Below are 19,598 nucleotides of genomic sequence, written 5' to 3' on the forward strand. Positions count from 1 at the left end.
ACACTAAAACAAAATGATTACTGACATTTAAGCCCAGCAGAGTCTGCCTTATTAGGCACAAACTGAATGTTTGCTACCGACACTGAGGTTTTGCTGCTTGCATGTAAACTAAACGGGCTTGTAAGGCTTGCAAAGTCTACGCCTTGGTTCGCAAAACAACGTAAGTCTACCGACACCGACTGCCATTTATTTTTGATTGATTGATCAACCATTTTACTCAAGGCAATCGCACCACCACACTCACCTGAACAAGTCATAGCAAGGTTTACGTCATCGGTTAGTGGCTCATTGAGTTTAATATCAAAACTAATAACGCCATTAGCCTCTAAATACGTAATGGTATCTTCTGCAAAGCTTGTGACTATTTCAGCACTTGCCTTTTGCTCGCCACTAAAATTAAATTGGCGCGCGTCTTCTTGAACTGTTTTATCCTCAGTACGGTATTTAAGTGAACCTAGTTGATGAGTACTGCTTGATACATCTAATAGCTCATCGCCAGATTTAAGTAATAAACGCCACGGAGCAACCGGTGCGCCAACTAAAATATCCATACTAGTGAGTGCTGAGTTATCTAATTTAGAGTCTTCGTCTAAATTATCAGCCAATACATTTTTATCGCCATAAGTTAAACCAAAGCCGTACGGTAATAATGGGCTGTAATCGTCATCGCCTTTATTAACCGTTGCTTGTACTGCTGTTTTAGGCCATGAAAACGAAAGCTTGCCGCTAAAGTCATGTTGAATACTGCCATCTTTACCTTTTAAAATAACATCGGCAATACCGCCGCCTTCTGTACCTGGCAGCCATGCTGCAACAAATGCATCTGAGGCATTTAATTCACTGTTAACCCACATAGGGCGACCGGAAATAAATACCGATACAACCGCAATACCCTGCTCTTTTAACGACTTTAATAACGCGAGCGATTTTTTATTACCACGCTCAAATTCAAGGTTATCTCTATCGCCATGGCCTTCTGCATAAGGCTCTTCACCAAATACCACAACGGCTACATCTGGGCGCTGCTCATATGAGCCATCCACGCTTAAAATGGCACGACCACCCGCCTCAGTAATTTGTTTTTCAAGACCTGCGTAAATAGACGTGGCACCAGGAAAATCAGCATTTTTGTTATTTGTCCCTTGCCAAGTAATACTCCAACCACCCGACTGCTTACCTATGTTATCGGCTCCATCGCCGGCAATAAGTACAGTTTGGTTTGCATCAAGAGGCAAAATATTGTTTTTGTTTTTAAGTAAAACAAGTGATTCACGTACTGCTTGACGCGCAACTTCGCGGTGCTGCTGCGCACCAATTAGCTCAGTTTTACCCGAAAACTGACGCTTAGCCGGACTTGGTTTATCAAATAAACCGGCACGCAATTTAACGCGTAAAATTCTACTTACTGCATCATCAATGCGCGACATGCTGATTTCGCCAGCTTTCACTTGCGCTATGGTGTTTTCGTACAGCGGCTTCCAAGCGCCCGTTGGCACCATAAAAATATCAAGCCCCGCGTTAACAGCCTGTGCACAGCTTTCGTTTGTACAGCCTTCAATTTGACCGTGGCCGTTCCAATCCCCTACCACAAAACCATCAAAGCCCATGCGGGTTTTAAGCACATCGGTTAACAGGTATTTATTGCCGTGGTTTTTAACCCCATGCCAGCTATTAAACGATGCCATAACCGACTGACTTCCCGCCGATAAGCCACCTACATAACCTTGGGCATGTATATCAAACAAATCTTGCTCACTGTCGATATTATTACCTTGATCATCGCCATCGACTGTGCCGCCATCACCTAAAAAGTGCTTAACGGTACTAATAACACGTTTATCACTTAAAAAGTCGCCATCGGCCTTGCCCTGTAAACCATTTACAATTGCGGCTGAATAATCACGTACTATTTGAGGATCTTCTGAATAACCTTCATAGGTTCTGCCCCAGCGGTCGTCACGCACAACTGCCACTGTAGGTGCAAATACCCAATCAATACCCGTTGCCATTACTTCAACCGCAGTGATAGCTGCTATTTGCTCAATCAATGCAGGGTTGTTTGCCGCACCTAAACCAATATTATGCGGAAATAAGGTCGCGCCAATTACATTATTGTGACCATGTACCGCATCGGTGCCCCACATTGTGGGTATTTTACTGCCATCGATAGAATCATCTACCGACGCCTGATAAAAATCTTCAGCCAATTTTACCCAGTCCATTGGTGTTGCGTGTTTATCACCATTAGGAAAGGCGCCGCCCCCATTTAGGTATGAGCCAAAGCCATATTTGCGCATGTCTTCAACGGTAATATCACGAATTTCTGGTTGAATCATTTGAGCTACTTTTTGCTCAAGTGTCATCGTTTTTAAATAATCTGCTATTTTGGCTTCAATTTCTGGGTCTTGTTTTACGGCAATATTAAGTTTTGGCCAAATTTTCTCTGTTTTAGACAACGCATTATTAGCTTCAGGAGTGGTTGTCGCGTCATTTGAACAAGCCGCTAAAATGCCTAGTGATGCAATTAATGAGGCACGTGCTATTTTATTAAGTGAAAAAGGGGTTTTCATTATAGAGTCTCCTGAGCTTGAACTGGTTTGCTTCCGCTTAAACCATAAAACGCGATAAATAAGTAACAAAAAATAGGTAAAACATACGAAAGTTGAACACCCACACTATCAGCAAGTGCACCTTGTAAAAGAGGCACTATTGCACCCCCTACAATCGCCAAGCACAAAATACCAGAGCCTTGTGCGGTATGCTTACCAAGGCCATTTAACGCTAAACTAAAAATAGTTGGGAACATAATAGAATTGAATAAACCAACCAGTAGTATTGACCACATTGCTAATTGACCCGACGTGCTCATGGCAATAACCACCAAAATAATAGCCATACTTGCGTTAAAGCCCAGTACTTTACCTGCGGGTAATTTTTGCATTACCGCTGCACCAATAAAACGCCCCACCATAGCTCCACCAAAATAATATGTGATGTAGTGAGCGGCAACATGCTCTTTTAATCCAGCAATATTTTCTTGTGCTAAAAAGCTAACTAAAAAACTGCCAATCGCAACCTCTGCACCTACATACATAAATATACCCACAGCACCGAGTGTTAGGTGGCGGTATTGCCATGCACTACCTTCAATTGTCTCTGACTTTTCAGCGGCTTCTTTTTGCTCATTCATTATGTCTGGCAATTTAAGCCATGCAAAAATACCGGCTAGTAAAATAAGCATGCCTGCTAATAGTAAATAAGGAAGTTGTACCGACTCTGCATTTTGTGCCGGTGTTAAAAACGCTTCAGAGGCAGAGTCAAGAATCAAAAATGCACCAAATGTAGGGGCAACCGTTGTGCCTAGCGCATTAAATGCTTGCGTTAAGGTAAGGCGAGAAGACGCTGTTTTAGGGGCGCCCAATAAACTTACATAAGGGTTCGCAGAAACCTGCAATAAGGTAATACCGCTTGCCAGAACAAATAAAGCAAACAGAAATACTGGGTAATTATGTAGCGCCGCGGCTGGGTAAAAAAGTACACAACCACATGCCGCTATAAGTAACCCCACTACAATGCCTTTTTTATACCCTAATTTTTTAACTATATAGCCACTTGGCAGTGACATTAAAAAATAAGCGCCGAAAAAACAAAACTGAACCAGCATTGCCTGAACATAAGTTAGGTTAAACACCGCTTTTAAATGCGGGATTAAAATATCATTTAAGCAGGTAATAAATCCCCACATAAAAAATAAAGTAGTTAAAGATGTTAATGCAAAACCATAGTTTTTATCTTGGTAGTTTTGCGACTGTGTGTGTGTCGTCAGTGGTGCTGAACTGGCCATGGGCTCTCCGCAATTTATTATTATAAATTAATGCAAAAGTCGTTATTAAAAATTGCCGTGTAACCCAGCAACATTAAAGAGTTGACCTTCGTATCAATTAACACTAATCTAAAAATGTAAGCGCTTTCACGTGTAATTAAATACGAACATGTAACATATTTCAACAAGTTTTATTTTTTTATAAACGCGCCCTTACGCTTCATCGCAGTAAATACAGTGGCTATTTATGCATTTAAGGTTTAAAAAGGTTTGTTACTAATGACAAAATTATCGTTACCATCTCATTCACCTCTATTAACAAAAAACTTTGTTTATGGTGTGGCTACGGCATCATTTCAAATTGAAGGCGGGTATGAGCATCGCCTACCCTGTATATGGGATACCTTTTGCGATACACCCAACAAAATAGCCGACAGCTCAAATGGGCATGTTGCCTGCGATCATTACAACCAGTGGCAAAACGATATTGAATTAATAGACTCGCTTGGCGTAGATGCGTATCGACTTTCTATCTCTTGGCCGCGCGTTATTACCTTATCGGGCGAGCTAAACCCTGAGGGCGTAAAGTTTTATACTAATATTCTTAATGAGCTTAATAAGCGCAACATTAAAGCGTTTGTAACGCTATATCACTGGGATTTACCTCAACATTTAGAAGACAAAGGCGGCTGGTTAAATCGCGACACAGCTTATGAATTTGCTCGCTATGTAAAGCTTATTAGCCAAGCATTTGGCGAGCGGGTATTTTCGTACGCGACCCTAAATGAGCCTTTTTGCAGTGCCTTTTTAGGCTACGAAGTAGGCATACATGCCCCAGGTTTAGTGGGCAAAGAGTACGGTAAAAAAGCGGCGCACCATTTATTGCTCGCCCATGGTTTGGCAATGGATGTGTTAAAGCAAACCTCGCCTAATACTCAAAATGGTATTGTGCTTAATTTTACACCTTGCTACCCATTAACGCAGTCAGCAGAGGATATTAATGCAGCTCGCTACGCCGATGATTATTTAAATCAATGGTATATGAAACCAATAATGGATGGCCAATACCCAGAAATTATAAAACAGCTTCCTAGCAATCAGCAGCCTGAAATCCACCCAGGCGATATGGACATAATTTCACAATCTATTGATTACTTAGGTATTAATTTTTATACGCGCCAAGTATACAAAGCGCATCCTAGCGATGTATACGATCCACTTGCTCCACAAGGCCCTTTAACCGACATGGGCTGGGAAATTTACCCGCAGTCGTTTACCGATTTACTTGTAACGCTTAATAACACCTACACCTTACCGCCTATTTATATTACCGAGAACGGCGCAGCTATGCCCGACACCATTAAAAATGGCGAGGTAAACGATGTAGATCGCCTAAACTATTATCATAACCACTTAAATGCCGTGCACGATGCCACAGTGCAAGGGGTTAATATTATTGGTTACTTTGCGTGGAGCTTAATGGATAATTTTGAATGGGCTGAGGGCTATTTAAAGCGCTTTGGCATTGTTTACGTTGATTATAAAACTCAGCAACGTACTATAAAAGCCAGTGGCCAAGCTTATAAAAGCTTGATACAAAGCCGCAAATAGCCAATAAAAGCTATTCGATTAATCGCATAAATAAAAATCAAAAAGCGAGAACCTAACATCATGATAAGTGTAAAAGAAAAAATAGCCTATGGCCTTGGCGATACGGCAAGTAATATTATTTTTCAAACAGTTATGATGTTTTTAATGCTTTACTACACAGATGTAGTAGGGCTTTCTCCTGCGGTGGTAGGCACCATGTTTTTAGTGGTTAGGTTGTTTGATGCCATCACCGACCCAGTTATGGGCAACTTAGCCGATAAAACCCAGTCGCGCTTTGGCCATTTTAGGCCCTATTTATTGTGGCTTGCCCTGCCCTTTGCGCTTATTAGTATTTTAGCTTTTACCACGCCAGAGCTTGAAGGCACCGATAAAATTATTTACGCCTTTACTACCTACACCTTGCTTATGGTGGCGTATACCGCCATAAATATTCCTTATTGCGCATTAGGTGGCGTGCTCACAAACGATGTAAAAGAGCGTGTTAGCGTGCAATCGTATCGTTTTGTGTTTGGTATGTTAGGCGGCGTTATTGTTGCGGGCTGTACAATGCCAATGGTTGAATACTTTGGCCAAGGCGATAATGCCAAAGGCTACCAATACACCATGACGGCAATGAGCTTGCTTGGCTTAGTGTTATTTTTACTGTGTTTTTTTGGTACCAAAGAGCGCGTAGAGCAACCGCCTGAGCAAAACCTGTCGTTGTTTAAAAGTTTAAAAACCTTAATTAAAAACGATCAATGGCGAGTCCTGTGCGCTGCCGCGCTATTTTTACTCACTGGCCAAGTATTACGTTTAACCTTAGGGGTTTATTACGTTAAATACTATTTAGGGCAAGAAGATTTAATTACCTCCTTTATGACCCTAGGAGTGGTTGCCAGTATGGTTGGGTGTGCGTGTGCTCAGCCGTTGGCTAAGCGATTTTGTAAAATAAAAGCCTATATTAGTTTGCAGTTAATCGCTGCGGGCATATGTATTGTGAGCTATTTTATCTCCCCTGATAACATTACCTTGGCATTTGCTGCCTTTATTTTGTGGAAATTTTTTTTAGATATGGCCACCCCGCTACTATGGGCAAAAATGGCCGACACCATAGACTACGGGCACCACAAAACTGGGGTAAGAATTACTGGCCTTGTGTATTCGGGCATTATATTTTTTATAAAAATGGGTGTGGCGTTAGGCGGTGCAATTGCAGGCTGGCTGCTGTCTTTTTATAATTATCAGGCGCAAACAATGCAGAGCCTTGATACGCAGCAGGGTATTTTATTATCGTTTACTATTATACCGGCGTTTGGTTCTTTGTTTGTTGCATTTATCATGCGTAAATACACGCTCAATAACGCACAGTTAGCCTCTATACAGGCATCGCTAAAAACTAGTGCTAGTTAACATTTGGTGGGTACGGTATTATTTGCCCGCCAAAATAAAGGATATAAGTGAGTTAACAATAACATGGCCACAATTTATGAAGTGTCGGAGCTTGCTGGCGTATCGTTAGCTACAGTGTCACGGGTAATGAATAAAAACACCCGCGTAAGTGAAAAAACCACTAAAAAAGTACTCGATGCAATGCAGCAGCTGGGCTATAAGCCCAACTCTATTGCGCAATCGCTTGCCTCAAACAGAACCAACAGCGTGGGTATTTTGGTCTCAGAGCTTCATGGTCCTTTCTTTGCTCAAATGATGGCAGGCATAGAGTCAGCCCTGCGCGCCGCGGGTAAGCACGTTATTATTACCACCGGTCACAGTGAAGACGACAAAGAAAAAGACGGCATTGAATTTTTAATTAGCCGCAAATGCGATGCGCTAATTTTACATGTAGAGTCAGTCAGTGATGACTACCTAATTGAGCTAAGTAAAGGTAAAACCCCTATTTACCTTATTAACCGATACGTACATTCACTTGAAAGTAACTGCATTAGCCTAGATAACGAACTCGGCGGCTACTTAGCCAGTAAATCTATTGTTGAACAAGGCCACACAAATATAGCTTATATCGCGGGGCCGCAAGTTAAAGCCGATGCCAGAAACCGCTTAAAAGGCCATAAAAAAGCACTGCACGAAAAAAACATCCCTTTTAATGAGGCGCTGTTTTACGAAGGTGATTTTAACGAAATTGGCGGCAGTAAAGGCCTTGAAAAACTACTCAACACGCGTATTCCGTTTAGTGCTTTAGTGTGTGCCAACGATGAAATGGCATCAGGTGCTATGAAATACGCCCGTGAGCATGGCTTTAATTTACCAAACGATTTGTCGGTTATTGGCTTTGATAACGTTATATTTGCCAATTATCTTTACCCTACACTTACCACCATAGATAACCCCGTAGAAGAAATGGGTGAAATGGCTGCAAAAATGGTGCTACAAGATGTGTATCAGTATAAAAACTTACACATAAACCGCGTGTTTGAACCCACCCTTATAAAACGTGATTCAACACAAGCACTGCCAAAATAACGCATAAAAAAACGGCGCTATATTAAGCGCCGTTTTTATTAAACCCTGCAACTTATTTTGCTATCCAGGGAGTTACTTTAACTACGTTTTCTATATCACCAAGCAGATTTACGTCGTCTTCCCAGTTATCCTGTACTGCAAAGTAGCAGATTGATTTTTCGCACTGTATATGTGGGTTATTAAAGGTCACAGGCTCTTTAAATGTTACAGCAACGCCTTTTTGCTCAGGCAATAAAAACCACATGAGTTTACTAACAAAAAAGCCCGATAAATCTGTTAAAAGTTCATCTAACTCGTTATTAATTGTGTACAACGAATCTTTAGTTAAGCTAAGCCCTTCAAACTCGCTGGCCTCAATTTGCAATTTTAACTGACAATCGTGATCAGGATTTTGTGGCTCTACAACAATAACGGCTTTATCCGTATCGAGCTGCTTATCAAACGGTAAAAGTAACTGTGCTTTATCGGTAAAGTTGAGCGGGTATTCGTTATTTTCAGTTAAAATTGTACCGCTTTTAATAGCACATGCCTCGTTTGTGGCAATATCGCTAATGTAAAAGTTAACCCTTGCATACTGAAAGTCGCCCTTGTTAACCACTTTTAATCTATCGTAAAAGCCATCGTACGACATAACAAACTCTTTGGCATTGACGGTACTTGCCGCCAAACTTAATAAAATGAGTATGGCGTTAATATTTATGAGTCGTTTTTTATTCATCAAAGTAAGCTCTGTTTTGGTTAATCATGGTGTTTAGCTCTTCTATGTAGGCCTCGCCTCGCTCTGAGTACGACATTAAACCATGCGTTAGTGCCGTTGCCGCAATGGGCTTTTGCTGTTGTCGTAAATCTTCGCGTATCAGGCGTAAATCTTTGTAGGCATTATGCGTGTTTATATTTCTAAAATACGAGCTTACTGCCGCGCGTACCGACTTAAATGCAGCAACTTCGTGCGCCGCTCCACTATTGCGGCGTCTTGGCACCATACCGCAGCCTTTTGAATAGCACCATTGGCCAAAAAAGTTAAGCCCTATGCGTGCAAAGCGCGATGTACCCCACGCCGACTCATTCGCCGCTTGCATTAGCGCAAGCTCTTTAGGAATAATATCAACACGGCGCAGCGCTTGGCTTAAAATTAGAGTGTTTACTGTTTCAGGTAAGCCATAGGCTTTTAAAATATTAACGATGTCGCGCTGTTGTTTTTTCTCGAGCGGTTCGTTGTATTCAAGCATCATACGCGCAATTTCTAACTTAGCGCGTTGCTGTAATATTTTTTTATTTTCAGCCTCAACATGTGGGCGAATAAAATCAAAAAATGCCTGTTTTTTCTCTTTTACATCAGCAAATTCAGAAAATTTAGGTAAGGTAACATTGTGCAGGGGTTTTTCTTTTTTCTTTACTTTTTTAGGTTGTTCACCTGTGGTTTGTTCTTCAACCTCTTGCTCATTACTTTGCATAAACGGATATGCAAGCGCCCATAAAAAAAATACGCTTAGTAACAGCTTTAAAATGGTTTTTAGCATGTAGTCTCTCTTTCAAACAACAATTATGCATGGTTAATACACACACATACGAAACCCCATTATACCTAAGCCACTATATAAACGCGAATAACACCCAGTGTGTAACCATTTAAGGGCCACGCTTTGCTAAAAAATGCTAAAGTGGCTGCTTGCGATAAATATATTATCCACCAGCTAAGGTTATGTACTTGTTCATTCGCAATTTATTAGGGCATGGGTATACTGAGCTTATACCGTGTATAACAACGTTTTGTGAGTAAGCAGTATGGATAAGCAATGGCAAAGCCGAATAATAAAACAGTATAAAAATCGCCCTAACGATAATCGCTCCCCTTGGCAGGTAGACCGCTCTCGTATAATTCATGCCGCAGCTTTTAGGCGCTTACAAGCAAAAACCCAAATTATGGGAATAGGCTTAAACGACTTTTATCGCACTCGCTTAACGCATTCTTTGGAGGTATCGCAAATTGGTACCGGCATATTGCGGCATTTAAAAGCACAGCACAGCGATTTTGAACACTTCCCCTCTACCGGTTTATTAGAAACCTTATGTTTAGCCCACGATATAGGTCATCCCCCGTTTGGCCATGGCGGCGAAATTGCCTTAAATTATATGATGCGTGAGCACGGTGGATTTGAAGGCAACGCACAAACATTGCGTATAGTCGCTAAACTTGAGCCTTACTCTAACGGCCACGGCATGAACCTAACGCGCCGCACGTTGCTTGGCTTTATTAAATATCCCGCATTTATAGACGATTTATGGCACACCATTCCGAAAGTAAATAACACACGCTCATTTATAAAAGCAGGTGATTGGCGCCCCGCTAAAGGCTTATACAAAGACGATGCACAAATATTTAAATGGATCATTGCCCCTTTAAGCGACAACGACAAAGCGCTATTAACTAGCCATGCACCAATAGATCAGTACCGTGCAAAAACCCGTTATAAATCGTTAGATAGCGCCATAATGGAACATGCCGATGATATAGCATATGCAGTGCACGACCTAGAAGATGCCATAGCCACTAAAGTGCTCACACTAGATGATTGGCAAACACATGCATTACCCCACTTAAACGCGCTTAATTACGATTGGTTAAACACTAAATTAGACTCGCTTACCCAACGCTTATTTTCAAAAAACGATTTTGAGCGTAAAGACGCCATAGGCGAGCTGGTAAATATATTTATTATTCATATTCATTTAGATGTTCAGCATGGTGATTTTGAGTGCCCTATTTTAAAGTACACTGCAAAGCTAGACCCACAGTACGAGCGCGTTTTACAAATACTCAAACATTTTGTATTTAATCGCTTAATACGCGACCCTGAAATGCAGCAAATAGAGTTTAAAGGTCAAAACTTACTGATTGAATTATTTACCGCTTTTGCCAGTGACCCTCTGCGTTTATTACCCGAAACAACGCAAGCGCTTTATCTAGACGCTGAAAAACAAAACCAAGGGATGCGCATAATATGCGACTACCTAAGCGGCATGAGCGATGAGTACGCCTATAAAACCTATCAGCGTTTATTCTCACCAGTACAATAAAAAGCCAAGAGCACATCCTGCTAAGCGTTTGGTTAAACTAAGAGCCTGTGTAAGGGGTTATTGCAAATAAATAGGCGTGAGCAAAAGCCGTTATCGAGCCCACTCGGTTACAAACTTAGCGCCGCAGTTAAATAACCTCTTGTTTGCAACAATTTTTCCTGCAAAATCTAGCAGGCCCTTGTATATTTAATAAACTATAAAAATAAGAGCATTGACTATGAACACACCACACACTTTTAACTCCTTTAAAGCGTTTTATCCGTATTACTTAAAAGAGCACCGCAATGTAACCTGCAGAAGGCTTCACTTTATTGGCAGCACGCTGGTACTTGCTGTCATCTTTATTGCATTAATCAAGCAGCAATATAGCTTGCTGTGGTTATTACCGATTATTGGCTACGGATTTGCTTGGATTGGGCATTTCTTTTTTGAAAAAAACCGCCCCGCCACTTTTAAGCACCCCCTTTATAGCTTATGGGGAGATTGGGTCATGTTTAAAGATATACTTATCGGTAAAATAAAATTTTAATTTTTATATTATTTTATTATAAAAATCACTCGCAACCTTTTTAAACGCTATACAAATTTCAGCTTAAATAACCTGCTCTTTATATGTTAATTTATTTAACATATAAAAGGTGGATTATACACTTAATTTAAAAAAACACTGAGTAACAGCCATTATTAAAGGTGTGCGCACTGCTCTTACCTGTTAATTAAAAGTAAACGCCATATTTACCAATTATTTCAAGCTCCATCAAATACTTACAAACCCTAGCCTATTTATAGCTTTTACCTCATTTAGTCTTGTTAATTAAACCTTGTAACTATATACCCTTTAATTTTAATTGAATGTTATTCAATTGACTCATTTTGTTAATGCGGTTTATGTTCTCAAAGCAGCTCCATTAAAAAGTAGCAGCTATAAAAACAAAAATTTTAAATCAATGGGTGATCAAATGAGGATTAACAACATGAATAAAAGCCTACCGTTTAGGTTAAATAACTTAAAAGTGAGTACAGCAGTGGCTGTGGGCGCATCGCTTTCGCTATTTGGTGCGTTTACTGCCCACGCGGCACAGCAAACACCTCAAGCACAAGAAGATATAGAGCAAATAAGCGTTATTGGCTCACGCCGTTTAGGGCGCACAGTTGAAGACAGCGCCGTACCTATTGATATTATTGGCGCTGAGGCGCTTACCAGTTCAGGCCTTACGGAAACAAACGCGCTACTGAGCAATTTGTTACCTAGTTTTAACTTTCCACAGGCATCGCTTACCGATGGCAGTGATCATGTACGCCCTGCACAACTTCGTGGTTTAGCACCCGATCATACCTTAGTGCTGGTTAATGGGAAGCGTCGTCATAGTAGCGCACTGCTTAATTTAAATGGTTCAACGGGGCGTGGCTCATCTTCTGTAGATTTAAATGCAATACCAGCTAATGCTATTGAACGCATTGAAGTTTTACGCGATGGCGCTGCGGCGCAATACGGCTCTGATGCTATAGCGGGTGTGATTAATATTGTACTTAAAAGCGCAAGCAGTGGCGGCTCCCTTGCGGCTATTTATGGGGCTAATATCACCGAAATGGATGGTGTGCCTCAGCTTGAATCGGTATCTGAGGGTAGCGATGGCAACCTAGCATTTACCGAAGGCGGCGATCGCTCTTTAACCGATGGGCAAACGCTTACTTTGCAAGGTAATATTGGTTTAGAGCTTGGTGATAATGGCTTTTTAAACATTTCGACTGAATACCGCGACCGCCACTCAACTAACCGTGCCGATTACGATCAACGCGAAAACTACGACCGACTAGAAGATGGCTCACTCGACCCTCGCGAGTTTACAGTTAACCGCTATAACCATAACTTTGGTAATGGGGATGTAGAAGACCTATCGGTTTTTTATAATGCAGGTTATCAATTAACAAACGATATCGATTTATATTCGTTTGGCTCTTACAGCAAACGTGAAGGTGAAGGCGCTGGTTTTTATAGACGCGCAAGCGATAGCCGTAATATAGAAGAAATATACCCCGACGGATTTTTACCTGTGATCACCTCAGATATAAACGACTACTCACTCGCGTTAGGTGTTAAAGGCTTTATAAGTGATTGGAACTACGATGTATCGGCTGTGTATGGTGAAGATGCGTTCGAATTTGGTGTAACCAATAGTTTAAATACGTCATACGGCCCCACTAGCCAAACACGCTTTGATGCCGGTACGCTGACATACGATCAACTTACTTTAAATGTTGATTTAAGCCGCGAAGTTGACGTCAGCTTTTTAGAAAGCGCAGTAAGTGTTGCCATTGGGGCTGAGTACCGTACAGAAGGCTATCAAATAGAAGCTGGCGAAGAAGCCTCATACGCACAAGGCTCATTTGGCCCAGGTGGCGTAGTCACAGGCGAAGATGGCCCATTTGGTGCAGCAGGTGCGCAGGTATTTCCAGGCTTTACACCTGAATCAGAAGGTGACAACAGCCGCCACAATGTAAGCTTTTACATAGACTTAGAAACCTACCTGACAGATGATTGGAATATTGCTGTGGCAGCCCGTTATGAGGATTACTCAGATTTTGGCGATACACTTAACGGCAAAATTGCAACGCGCTATTCGTTAACCGAAGATTTAGCCATACGCGCTTCAGCCTCAACAGGGTTTAGAGCGCCTTCATTACAACAGCAATATTTTACTTCGGTTGCTACCGTATTTGTTGATAGCGTTCCGACCGAAACCGGCACCTTTGCACCAAGCAGCGATGTAGCCAAAGCGCTTGGATCACCGGGCCTTGATGCCGAAGAAGCCACTAACTACGGGGTTGGCTTTACTTGGTCTACCGACTTTAATTTCAGCTTATCGGTTGATTACTATCAAATACTAATTGATGACCGTATTGTTTTATCTAACAATTTATCGGGCGCAGCAATAGAAGAGTTGCTAGCAGGCACGGGCGCTAACCAAGGCCGCTTTTTCTTAAACGCTATAGATAGTAAAACGCGCGGTGTTGATGTGGTTGCCTCGTACAACTTAATCACCGATGGCTATGGCGATATTGCCTTTAACTTAGGCTATAACTACGGCAAAAATGAAGTCACTGATATTATTGACCCGCCCGCTGAACTGCAAGGTGCTGGGTTTGATCAAGACAACTTGTTCTCAGGTACAGAGCTGCGCCGCTTTGAAGTAAGCACCCCGCGCAATAAATACAATTTAAGTGCTACATGGACCCATGATGCGCTGCGTACCACACTTAGAACTACGCGTTATGGTGAAACCCAAGACCCTTCATCAACGCCTGGACTAAACGAGGTATTAAAACCTAAGTGGATCACTGATTTAGATGTGGCTTATGCCGCTACTGATAACCTAACGCTTAGTTTAGGTGCCAATAACATTTTTGATGTATACCCAGATCCTACCCGCGAAAATGTAGAAGAAGTCTCTACTTTTTCTCGCTTGTTTGCTTATTCGAGCTTTTCGCCCTACGGATTTAATGGCCGTTACGTGTACGGCAAAATAGAAATGAAGTTTTAAGCGCTAAACATTTCAGAATGTACTCAAAAACACAAAAGCCACCTAGTCGGTGGCTTTTTACTGCGAACTGCTAAAATCAATTAGATTTTAGTTAACCAGCCGTGTTTGTCTTCACTTTTACCCCATTGAATATCGTTCAATGCTTGGCGTAATCGCGCTGTTGTAGGACCTGGCTCGCCACTGCCTACTTTGTATTCTTTATCGTTATGAATAAACGTGCCTACCGGCGTTAACACCGCAGCAGTGCCTGAAAGTGCAGCTTCTGTACCTGGCTTTGCAGCACGCTCTAAAAGCTCGGTAACGCTAAAGTTACGCTCGCTTACCGTCATGCCTAAATCTTTTGCAATGGTTAAAATGCTATTACGGGTTACGCCATGTAAAAACGTGCTATCAAGCGCTTTGGTAATAATTTCGTTACCATCAATCAGAATAAAGTTAGCTGCACCTGTTTCTTGTACGTCGCCGCCAGGGCAAAACAAGATTTGATCGGCTTGGTATTTTTCGCGTGCTGCGCTAATTGGTGCAAGTGCACTGGCGTAGTTACCGCCACTTTTTACCATGCCCATGTGCGGGGCACAGCGCATGCCATCTTCTTCAAGTAATACACGCAGTGCAGTAGCGCCGCCGGTAAAGTAATCGCCAACTGGCGACAAAAGTGTATATAACAACGAGCTCATTGACGGTGCAGCCGCTTTACCAATGGCAGCCTCTGTCCCTATGTGAGTTGGGCGAATGTACATAGAGCCCGGTGGTAATGGCGTTTCATCAGCATACTCTTTAACAATCTCGATAATCATGTCTTTTAGCATTTGACCGTCAAAACTTGGTAAGCTTAATAACGCTGAGCTTTGCTGCATACGCGCAATGTTTGCATCTATTCTAAAAATATAAATAGAGCCATCTTCATGGCGAAAAGCTTTTAAGCCTTCAAAACACGTGCTTGAATAATGAAGGACGTGCGCGCCCGCATGAAGTTCAAGTTTATCGGAAGGGACGATTGAGCTTTCGCTCCATTGGTTATCAGAAAAACGAGCTTGAATCATCTGCGGCATAAACACGGTACCGAATGCGGCCATTTTAATCTCTCTTGTGTGGTCTATTTTTCTCCATTGTATGACATTCATGCATCATTTAACCATAGCAAAACTGAGGCTTTTTTAATTATCAAAAAGAATTTTTTGCAACTGCTGTTTATAAATTGGCCATATTGCTAAGCACATACAAAAAAGCCGATTAATGCATCTTCATTAATCGGCTTTTTAAAGGCACATTATTTATTTAAACGAGTACCTAATAATACGTTTTAATACCGAGCTATACTGTTTAAAAAAACCACCTGTATGATAATCAATACCGTGTTTTTGCATAACGGCTTGCACTTGCGGGGCCACTTCTTGATAGCGAGAGGACGGCATATCAGGAAATAAGTGATGCTCAATTTGGCAACTTAAATGCCCAGTTAAAACATGAAACCAATGCGGGCCTTTAATATTTGATGAGCCTAAAACTTGGCGATAGTACCACTGCCCTTGCGTTTCGTTTATGCAGTCTTCTTGTTTAAAGGTCTCTGTGTCCTCGGTAAAGTGGCCACAAAAAATAATGGTTGAGGTCCATAAATTACGGATCAAATTTGCCAGTAAGTTGCCTGCTAATACCCATAAAAACAAAGGGCCCGCCAGTAAAGGAAATATCACATAATCTTTTATTAATTGGCGCGCACCTTTACTAAAAAAGCGCTGCTTTAGAGTAGAATGCGATACACCCCCTTCGCGGTTTTCTTTCTTTTTACCTATAAACACACGTTCCGCTGCCAGTTCGTGATACGACACCCCCCACTGAAACAGCACACTTAAATTAATATACGTAATAAACTGCCACACATTTTTTAAACGCCATTTAAAATCATTGCTTAAACGCAATAAACCATAACCAAAGTCGCGGTCTTTACCAATAATATTAGTGTAGGTGTGGTGCTCAAAGTTATGAACGCGAAGCCAACTTTGCCCATCGCAAGCAATATCCCATTCGTAGTGTTGCGAGTTAAGCTGCTTATCGTTCATCCAATCGTATTGGCCGTGCATAACATTGTGGCCAATTTCCATGTTGTCTAAAATTTTTGCCAGCGCCAATAACAGTACACCCGCAACCCATAAAAGTGGCTGAATAAAGCCCAGCATAAGTAAAATACGGCCACTCCACTCACATAGCCGCTGCTTTTTAACAACCGAGCGAATGTAGTTTGCATCTTGTTGCCCTACTTTGCCTAGCGTATCCATTTTTATGCTATCTAAATCGTGGGCTAACTGATCAAAGTTTATGTTTTTCATAGCTGTAACTCCAAGTCGCTAACAGGTTGACTTACACACAGTTGAATTAACTGCTCGCCGTTATCACTCAACTCACCAGTTTTTAAATTACGCACCACGCCTGACTTTTTAATGCACTGGCACTGGTGGCAAATACCAATGCCACACCCGCGTTTAACCGGTAATTGTTTTGCCTCAAACTGTGCTAACAATGCATTGTTAGCATTTACGATATGAGCGCTGCTATCAATCTGTACGTTAAACAGGCTGTCGTCATTTTGGCTTGGCAGCGTTAAACCAAATGCCTCCTGGTAGTAATTTAAATGGTGTTTTTTAGCAAAGTCACACACCGTTTTCATAAAGTTTGCAGGCCCACAGCAGTATATGTCTGGGTTTTCCCATACATTTACATGGCGAGTAATATCACCTGATTGCTCGCGTGTGAGCAGTAAAAACGAAAAATGCGAAAACTGGTTTGCTAATGCGCTTAGCTCGTCTACACATTGGTGCGCTGCGGCTTTGGCATAATAAATCAGCGATACTTTTTGTGTTGTATGTTTTAAATGCTCACTAATCATGGCAAGCATAGGTGTAATACCCGAGCCGCCCGCTATAAACGTTGCATTGTTTTGGGTGTTTTTATAAACAAAGTCGCCACTAGGCGCTGAAATATTGCACCACTCACCGACTCGTAAAGCACTGCTTAAAAGGCTTGTAAAACGCCCTTGCTCATTAGTTTTAATTAATAAACGCACCAAGCCCGTAGTTTTAAATTGCTCAGGGCTTGAGGCAACCGTAAAAACACGAGTTAATAAACGCCCGTTTATTTCTACCGTTAAACTAATATGTTGGCCAGCATTGTGTGCCTGCCAGTGCTGAGTAGGCTTTAAGGTAATACTTAAAAAATCACCATTGTGCTGCGTCAGCTCTTCTATTTTTGCTCTATAAAGACCAGCACGCCACGCAGGCTTAACCATTTGCATAATGGGCTCAATGTAGCCTGCAAAGCTTTGATGGTGTAAAAACCACTTCGAAAATTGGTCTAATACTTTAGTAATCATCACTATTAATCTCTTGGATATTAAATATTGAATTTGAACTTACATGTGTACGCTCAAACTTCAGCGCACAAGTGTACGCCCAAAAAAATTAATTTCAATAGTATTAGAGTAAATATTCAGTTTTTTAGCACGATTTTTACGCAGCGTCCTAATTTAAAGCGCTGTACTAAAGCCTCAATTAAGGTGTAATAAATAGCTGTTTAAAATATTAAAAACAGCCATACAGCACTGCGGGTAAACTCTTTATTATTGAAATATATATAGTTTTTATTAAAGCACTACATTTAGCAAAATCATCAACAGCATGCTAATGTAGGTATTACTTGCTTATTTATTGGACAGGACAACAACTGTGTTTTTACCTATAAAAACGATTGCTAAAACATTATCAACGGCGTTTATAGCTGTACTCGTTTCAACGCCGGTGGCAGCTGTAGATTACAAAACCCTTGATGTATTACCGCTCAATGTAAAGGCCGTCAGTGTGGCTAAAGGGGTAACTATCCCCTGGGCTATTGAGCCGTTAAGTAATGGTGATTTACTTATAAGCGAGCGAAGCGGCACACTTTATTTACTGCCTAAAAACTCATCTAACTTAACTAAGCTCTCGGGTTTGCCAAAAATTGATGCCAACGTGCAAGGCGGTTTACTAGATTTAGCCCTACATAGCGACGCAAACGATAGTCAATGGCTTTACATAACTTACTCAAGTACCCAAGGCGCTAAAAGTGGCAGTAATACAGCCCTAATGCGCGCCAAGCTTAGTGACGATCGCACTGAGCTTTTAAGCACACAATTACTATACAAAGGTGAGCATAACAGCACAAAAGGCCAGCACTACGGAAGCCGTATTGTGTTTGATAACAAAGGGTATGTTTACTTTTCGATTGGCGATCGCGGCGCGCGCGATAAAAATCCGCAAGACTTAACCCGTGATGGCGGTAAAATTTATCGCTTACACACTGATGGCCGTATTCCAAGTGATAACCCGTTTGTAAATCAAAAAAGCGCTAAACCCGCTATTTGGTCATACGGACACCGTAACCCGCAAGGCATGTGGTTTGATAAAACAACACAAACGTTATGGTCTCATGAGCACGGCCCACGCGGCGGCGATGAGCTAAACATAATTAAAGCGGGCGCTAATTATGGCTGGCCGGTGGTTAGCTATGGGGTTAATTACAGCGGTACGTCGTTTACCGACATACAAGAAAAAGACGGCATGCAATCGCCCGTACTGCATTGGACCCCCTCCATTGCCCCTTCTGACATGTTATTGGTTAGCAGCGATAAGTACCCGCAATTAAAAGGCAAGCTTTTGCTATCGTCTATGAAGTTTTCGTTTTTAAGTGCACTGGAAATATCTAACAAAGGTGTTTCAAAGCAATATAAAATTTTAGAAGGAATAGGCCGCGTCCGCAGCTTAGCACAAGGCAGTGATGGCTATATTTACTTAGGCATTGACGGACAAGGAATTAAACGCCTTGAGCCTGAGCAATAAAACCGTTAGTAACCGCAGCATAGCAAATAATGCGTTTACCTTGTTTTTATATAACAAGGTAAACGCCCTTCAGCTAAAAGAACTATTTAGCTCTTTGTAGCGTATGGTAATGCTAGGGCGTGTTGTTCTTTGATGGTTGAATTTGCAACAGTATGTTTGGTTTTTAGGCAAGGCAGAGCCTATGAAGTGTGGTTACTCCCCATAAATAGGCGATAACGC

Annotated in this window: 14 protein-coding genes; 7 read left to right on the forward strand and 7 right to left on the reverse strand. The window is 41.6% G+C overall.

The genetic code is table 11. The annotated features are described in order from the left end of the window. Positions 1-17: 17 nt before the first annotated feature. Both PSH48_RS03740 and PSH48_RS03745 read right to left on the reverse strand, forming a co-directional pair. Complete coding sequence (locus tag PSH48_RS03740) at positions 18-2,570, reverse strand: glycoside hydrolase family 3 protein (protein ID WP_273610924.1); 2,553 nt, start codon at positions 2,568-2,570, stop codon at positions 18-20. Next, positions 2,570-3,844 (reverse strand): sugar MFS transporter, encoded by a 1,275-nt coding sequence (locus PSH48_RS03745; protein ID WP_024033438.1) that lies wholly within the window; start codon positions 3,842-3,844, stop codon positions 2,570-2,572. The genes PSH48_RS03740 and PSH48_RS03745 overlap by 1 nt, the downstream gene beginning before the upstream one ends. Before the next feature lie 258 nt (positions 3,845-4,102). Between PSH48_RS03745 and PSH48_RS03750 the strand changes: the two genes are divergently transcribed. The 3 genes from PSH48_RS03750 (at position 4,103) to PSH48_RS03760 (ending at position 7,891) form a co-directional block, all read left to right on the forward strand. Further along, entirely contained in the window at positions 4,103-5,434 is a 1,332-nt protein-coding gene (locus tag PSH48_RS03750) for a GH1 family beta-glucosidase (protein WP_273610925.1), read from the forward strand. A gap of 60 nt (positions 5,435-5,494) precedes the next feature. Next, a complete protein-coding gene (locus PSH48_RS03755) occupies positions 5,495-6,823 on the forward strand; it encodes a glycoside-pentoside-hexuronide (GPH):cation symporter (protein ID WP_273610926.1) in 1,329 nt (442 codons plus the stop codon). 63 nt (positions 6,824-6,886) lie between these two features. Next, on the forward strand, positions 6,887-7,891 hold the full coding sequence (locus tag PSH48_RS03760; protein ID WP_096739481.1) for a LacI family DNA-binding transcriptional regulator: 1,005 nt from the start codon (positions 6,887-6,889) through the stop codon (positions 7,889-7,891). A gap of 52 nt (positions 7,892-7,943) precedes the next feature. Here the strand turns inward: PSH48_RS03760 and PSH48_RS03765 are convergent, their stop codons facing one another. Both PSH48_RS03765 and PSH48_RS03770 read right to left on the reverse strand, forming a co-directional pair. Further along, positions 7,944-8,609 (reverse strand): DUF2987 domain-containing protein, encoded by a 666-nt coding sequence (locus PSH48_RS03765; protein WP_031289865.1) that lies wholly within the window; start codon positions 8,607-8,609, stop codon positions 7,944-7,946. Beyond that, positions 8,602-9,411 carry a glucosaminidase domain-containing protein gene (locus PSH48_RS03770; protein ID WP_029772709.1) on the reverse strand — a complete coding sequence of 270 codons (810 nt, stop codon included), beginning with the start codon at positions 9,409-9,411 and terminating at the stop codon, positions 8,602-8,604. The genes PSH48_RS03765 and PSH48_RS03770 overlap by 8 nt, the downstream gene beginning before the upstream one ends. Before the next feature lie 265 nt (positions 9,412-9,676). Between PSH48_RS03770 and PSH48_RS03775 the strand changes: the two genes are divergently transcribed. The 3 genes from PSH48_RS03775 to PSH48_RS03785 all read left to right on the forward strand — a co-directional run bounded on the left by PSH48_RS03775 (position 9,677) and on the right by PSH48_RS03785 (position 14,511). After that, on the forward strand, positions 9,677-10,969 hold the full coding sequence (locus tag PSH48_RS03775; RefSeq protein WP_273610927.1) for an anti-phage deoxyguanosine triphosphatase: 1,293 nt from the start codon (positions 9,677-9,679) through the stop codon (positions 10,967-10,969). A 217-nt stretch (positions 10,970-11,186) separates the two neighbouring features. Then, positions 11,187-11,498: an Mpo1-like protein gene (locus PSH48_RS03780; protein ID WP_138725016.1), complete on the forward strand. Its 312-nt coding sequence runs from the start codon at positions 11,187-11,189 to the stop codon at positions 11,496-11,498. 445 nt (positions 11,499-11,943) lie between these two features. Then, positions 11,944-14,511, forward strand: a complete 2,568-nt coding sequence (locus tag PSH48_RS03785) for a TonB-dependent receptor plug domain-containing protein (protein WP_273610928.1) — start codon at positions 11,944-11,946, stop codon at positions 14,509-14,511. Between the two features lie 80 nt (positions 14,512-14,591). Here the strand turns inward: PSH48_RS03785 and PSH48_RS03790 are convergent, their stop codons facing one another. The 3 genes from PSH48_RS03790 to PSH48_RS03800 all read right to left on the reverse strand — a co-directional run bounded on the left by PSH48_RS03790 (position 14,592) and on the right by PSH48_RS03800 (position 17,878). After that, entirely contained in the window at positions 14,592-15,635 is a 1,044-nt protein-coding gene (locus PSH48_RS03790; RefSeq protein ID WP_083901793.1) for a branched-chain amino acid aminotransferase, read from the reverse strand. Between the two features lie 150 nt (positions 15,636-15,785). Beyond that, positions 15,786-16,838, reverse strand: coding sequence for a fatty acid desaturase family protein (locus PSH48_RS03795; RefSeq protein ID WP_273610929.1), 1,053 nt, complete (start codon positions 16,836-16,838; stop codon positions 15,786-15,788). Further along, positions 16,835-17,878: a flavin reductase family protein gene (locus tag PSH48_RS03800; RefSeq protein WP_273610930.1), complete on the reverse strand. Its 1,044-nt coding sequence runs from the start codon at positions 17,876-17,878 to the stop codon at positions 16,835-16,837. The genes PSH48_RS03795 and PSH48_RS03800 overlap by 4 nt, the downstream gene beginning before the upstream one ends. 400 nt (positions 17,879-18,278) lie before the next feature. Here PSH48_RS03800 and PSH48_RS03805 point away from each other — a divergent pair, with 400 nt between their 5' ends. Beyond that, positions 18,279-19,379: a PQQ-dependent sugar dehydrogenase gene (locus PSH48_RS03805; protein ID WP_273610988.1), complete on the forward strand. Its 1,101-nt coding sequence runs from the start codon at positions 18,279-18,281 to the stop codon at positions 19,377-19,379. Positions 19,380-19,598 lie beyond the last annotated feature (219 nt).

This window comes from Pseudoalteromonas sp. Angola-4, from assembly GCF_028599265.1.
Taxonomy (GTDB): Bacteria; Pseudomonadota; Gammaproteobacteria; order Enterobacterales; family Alteromonadaceae; genus Pseudoalteromonas; species Pseudoalteromonas atlantica.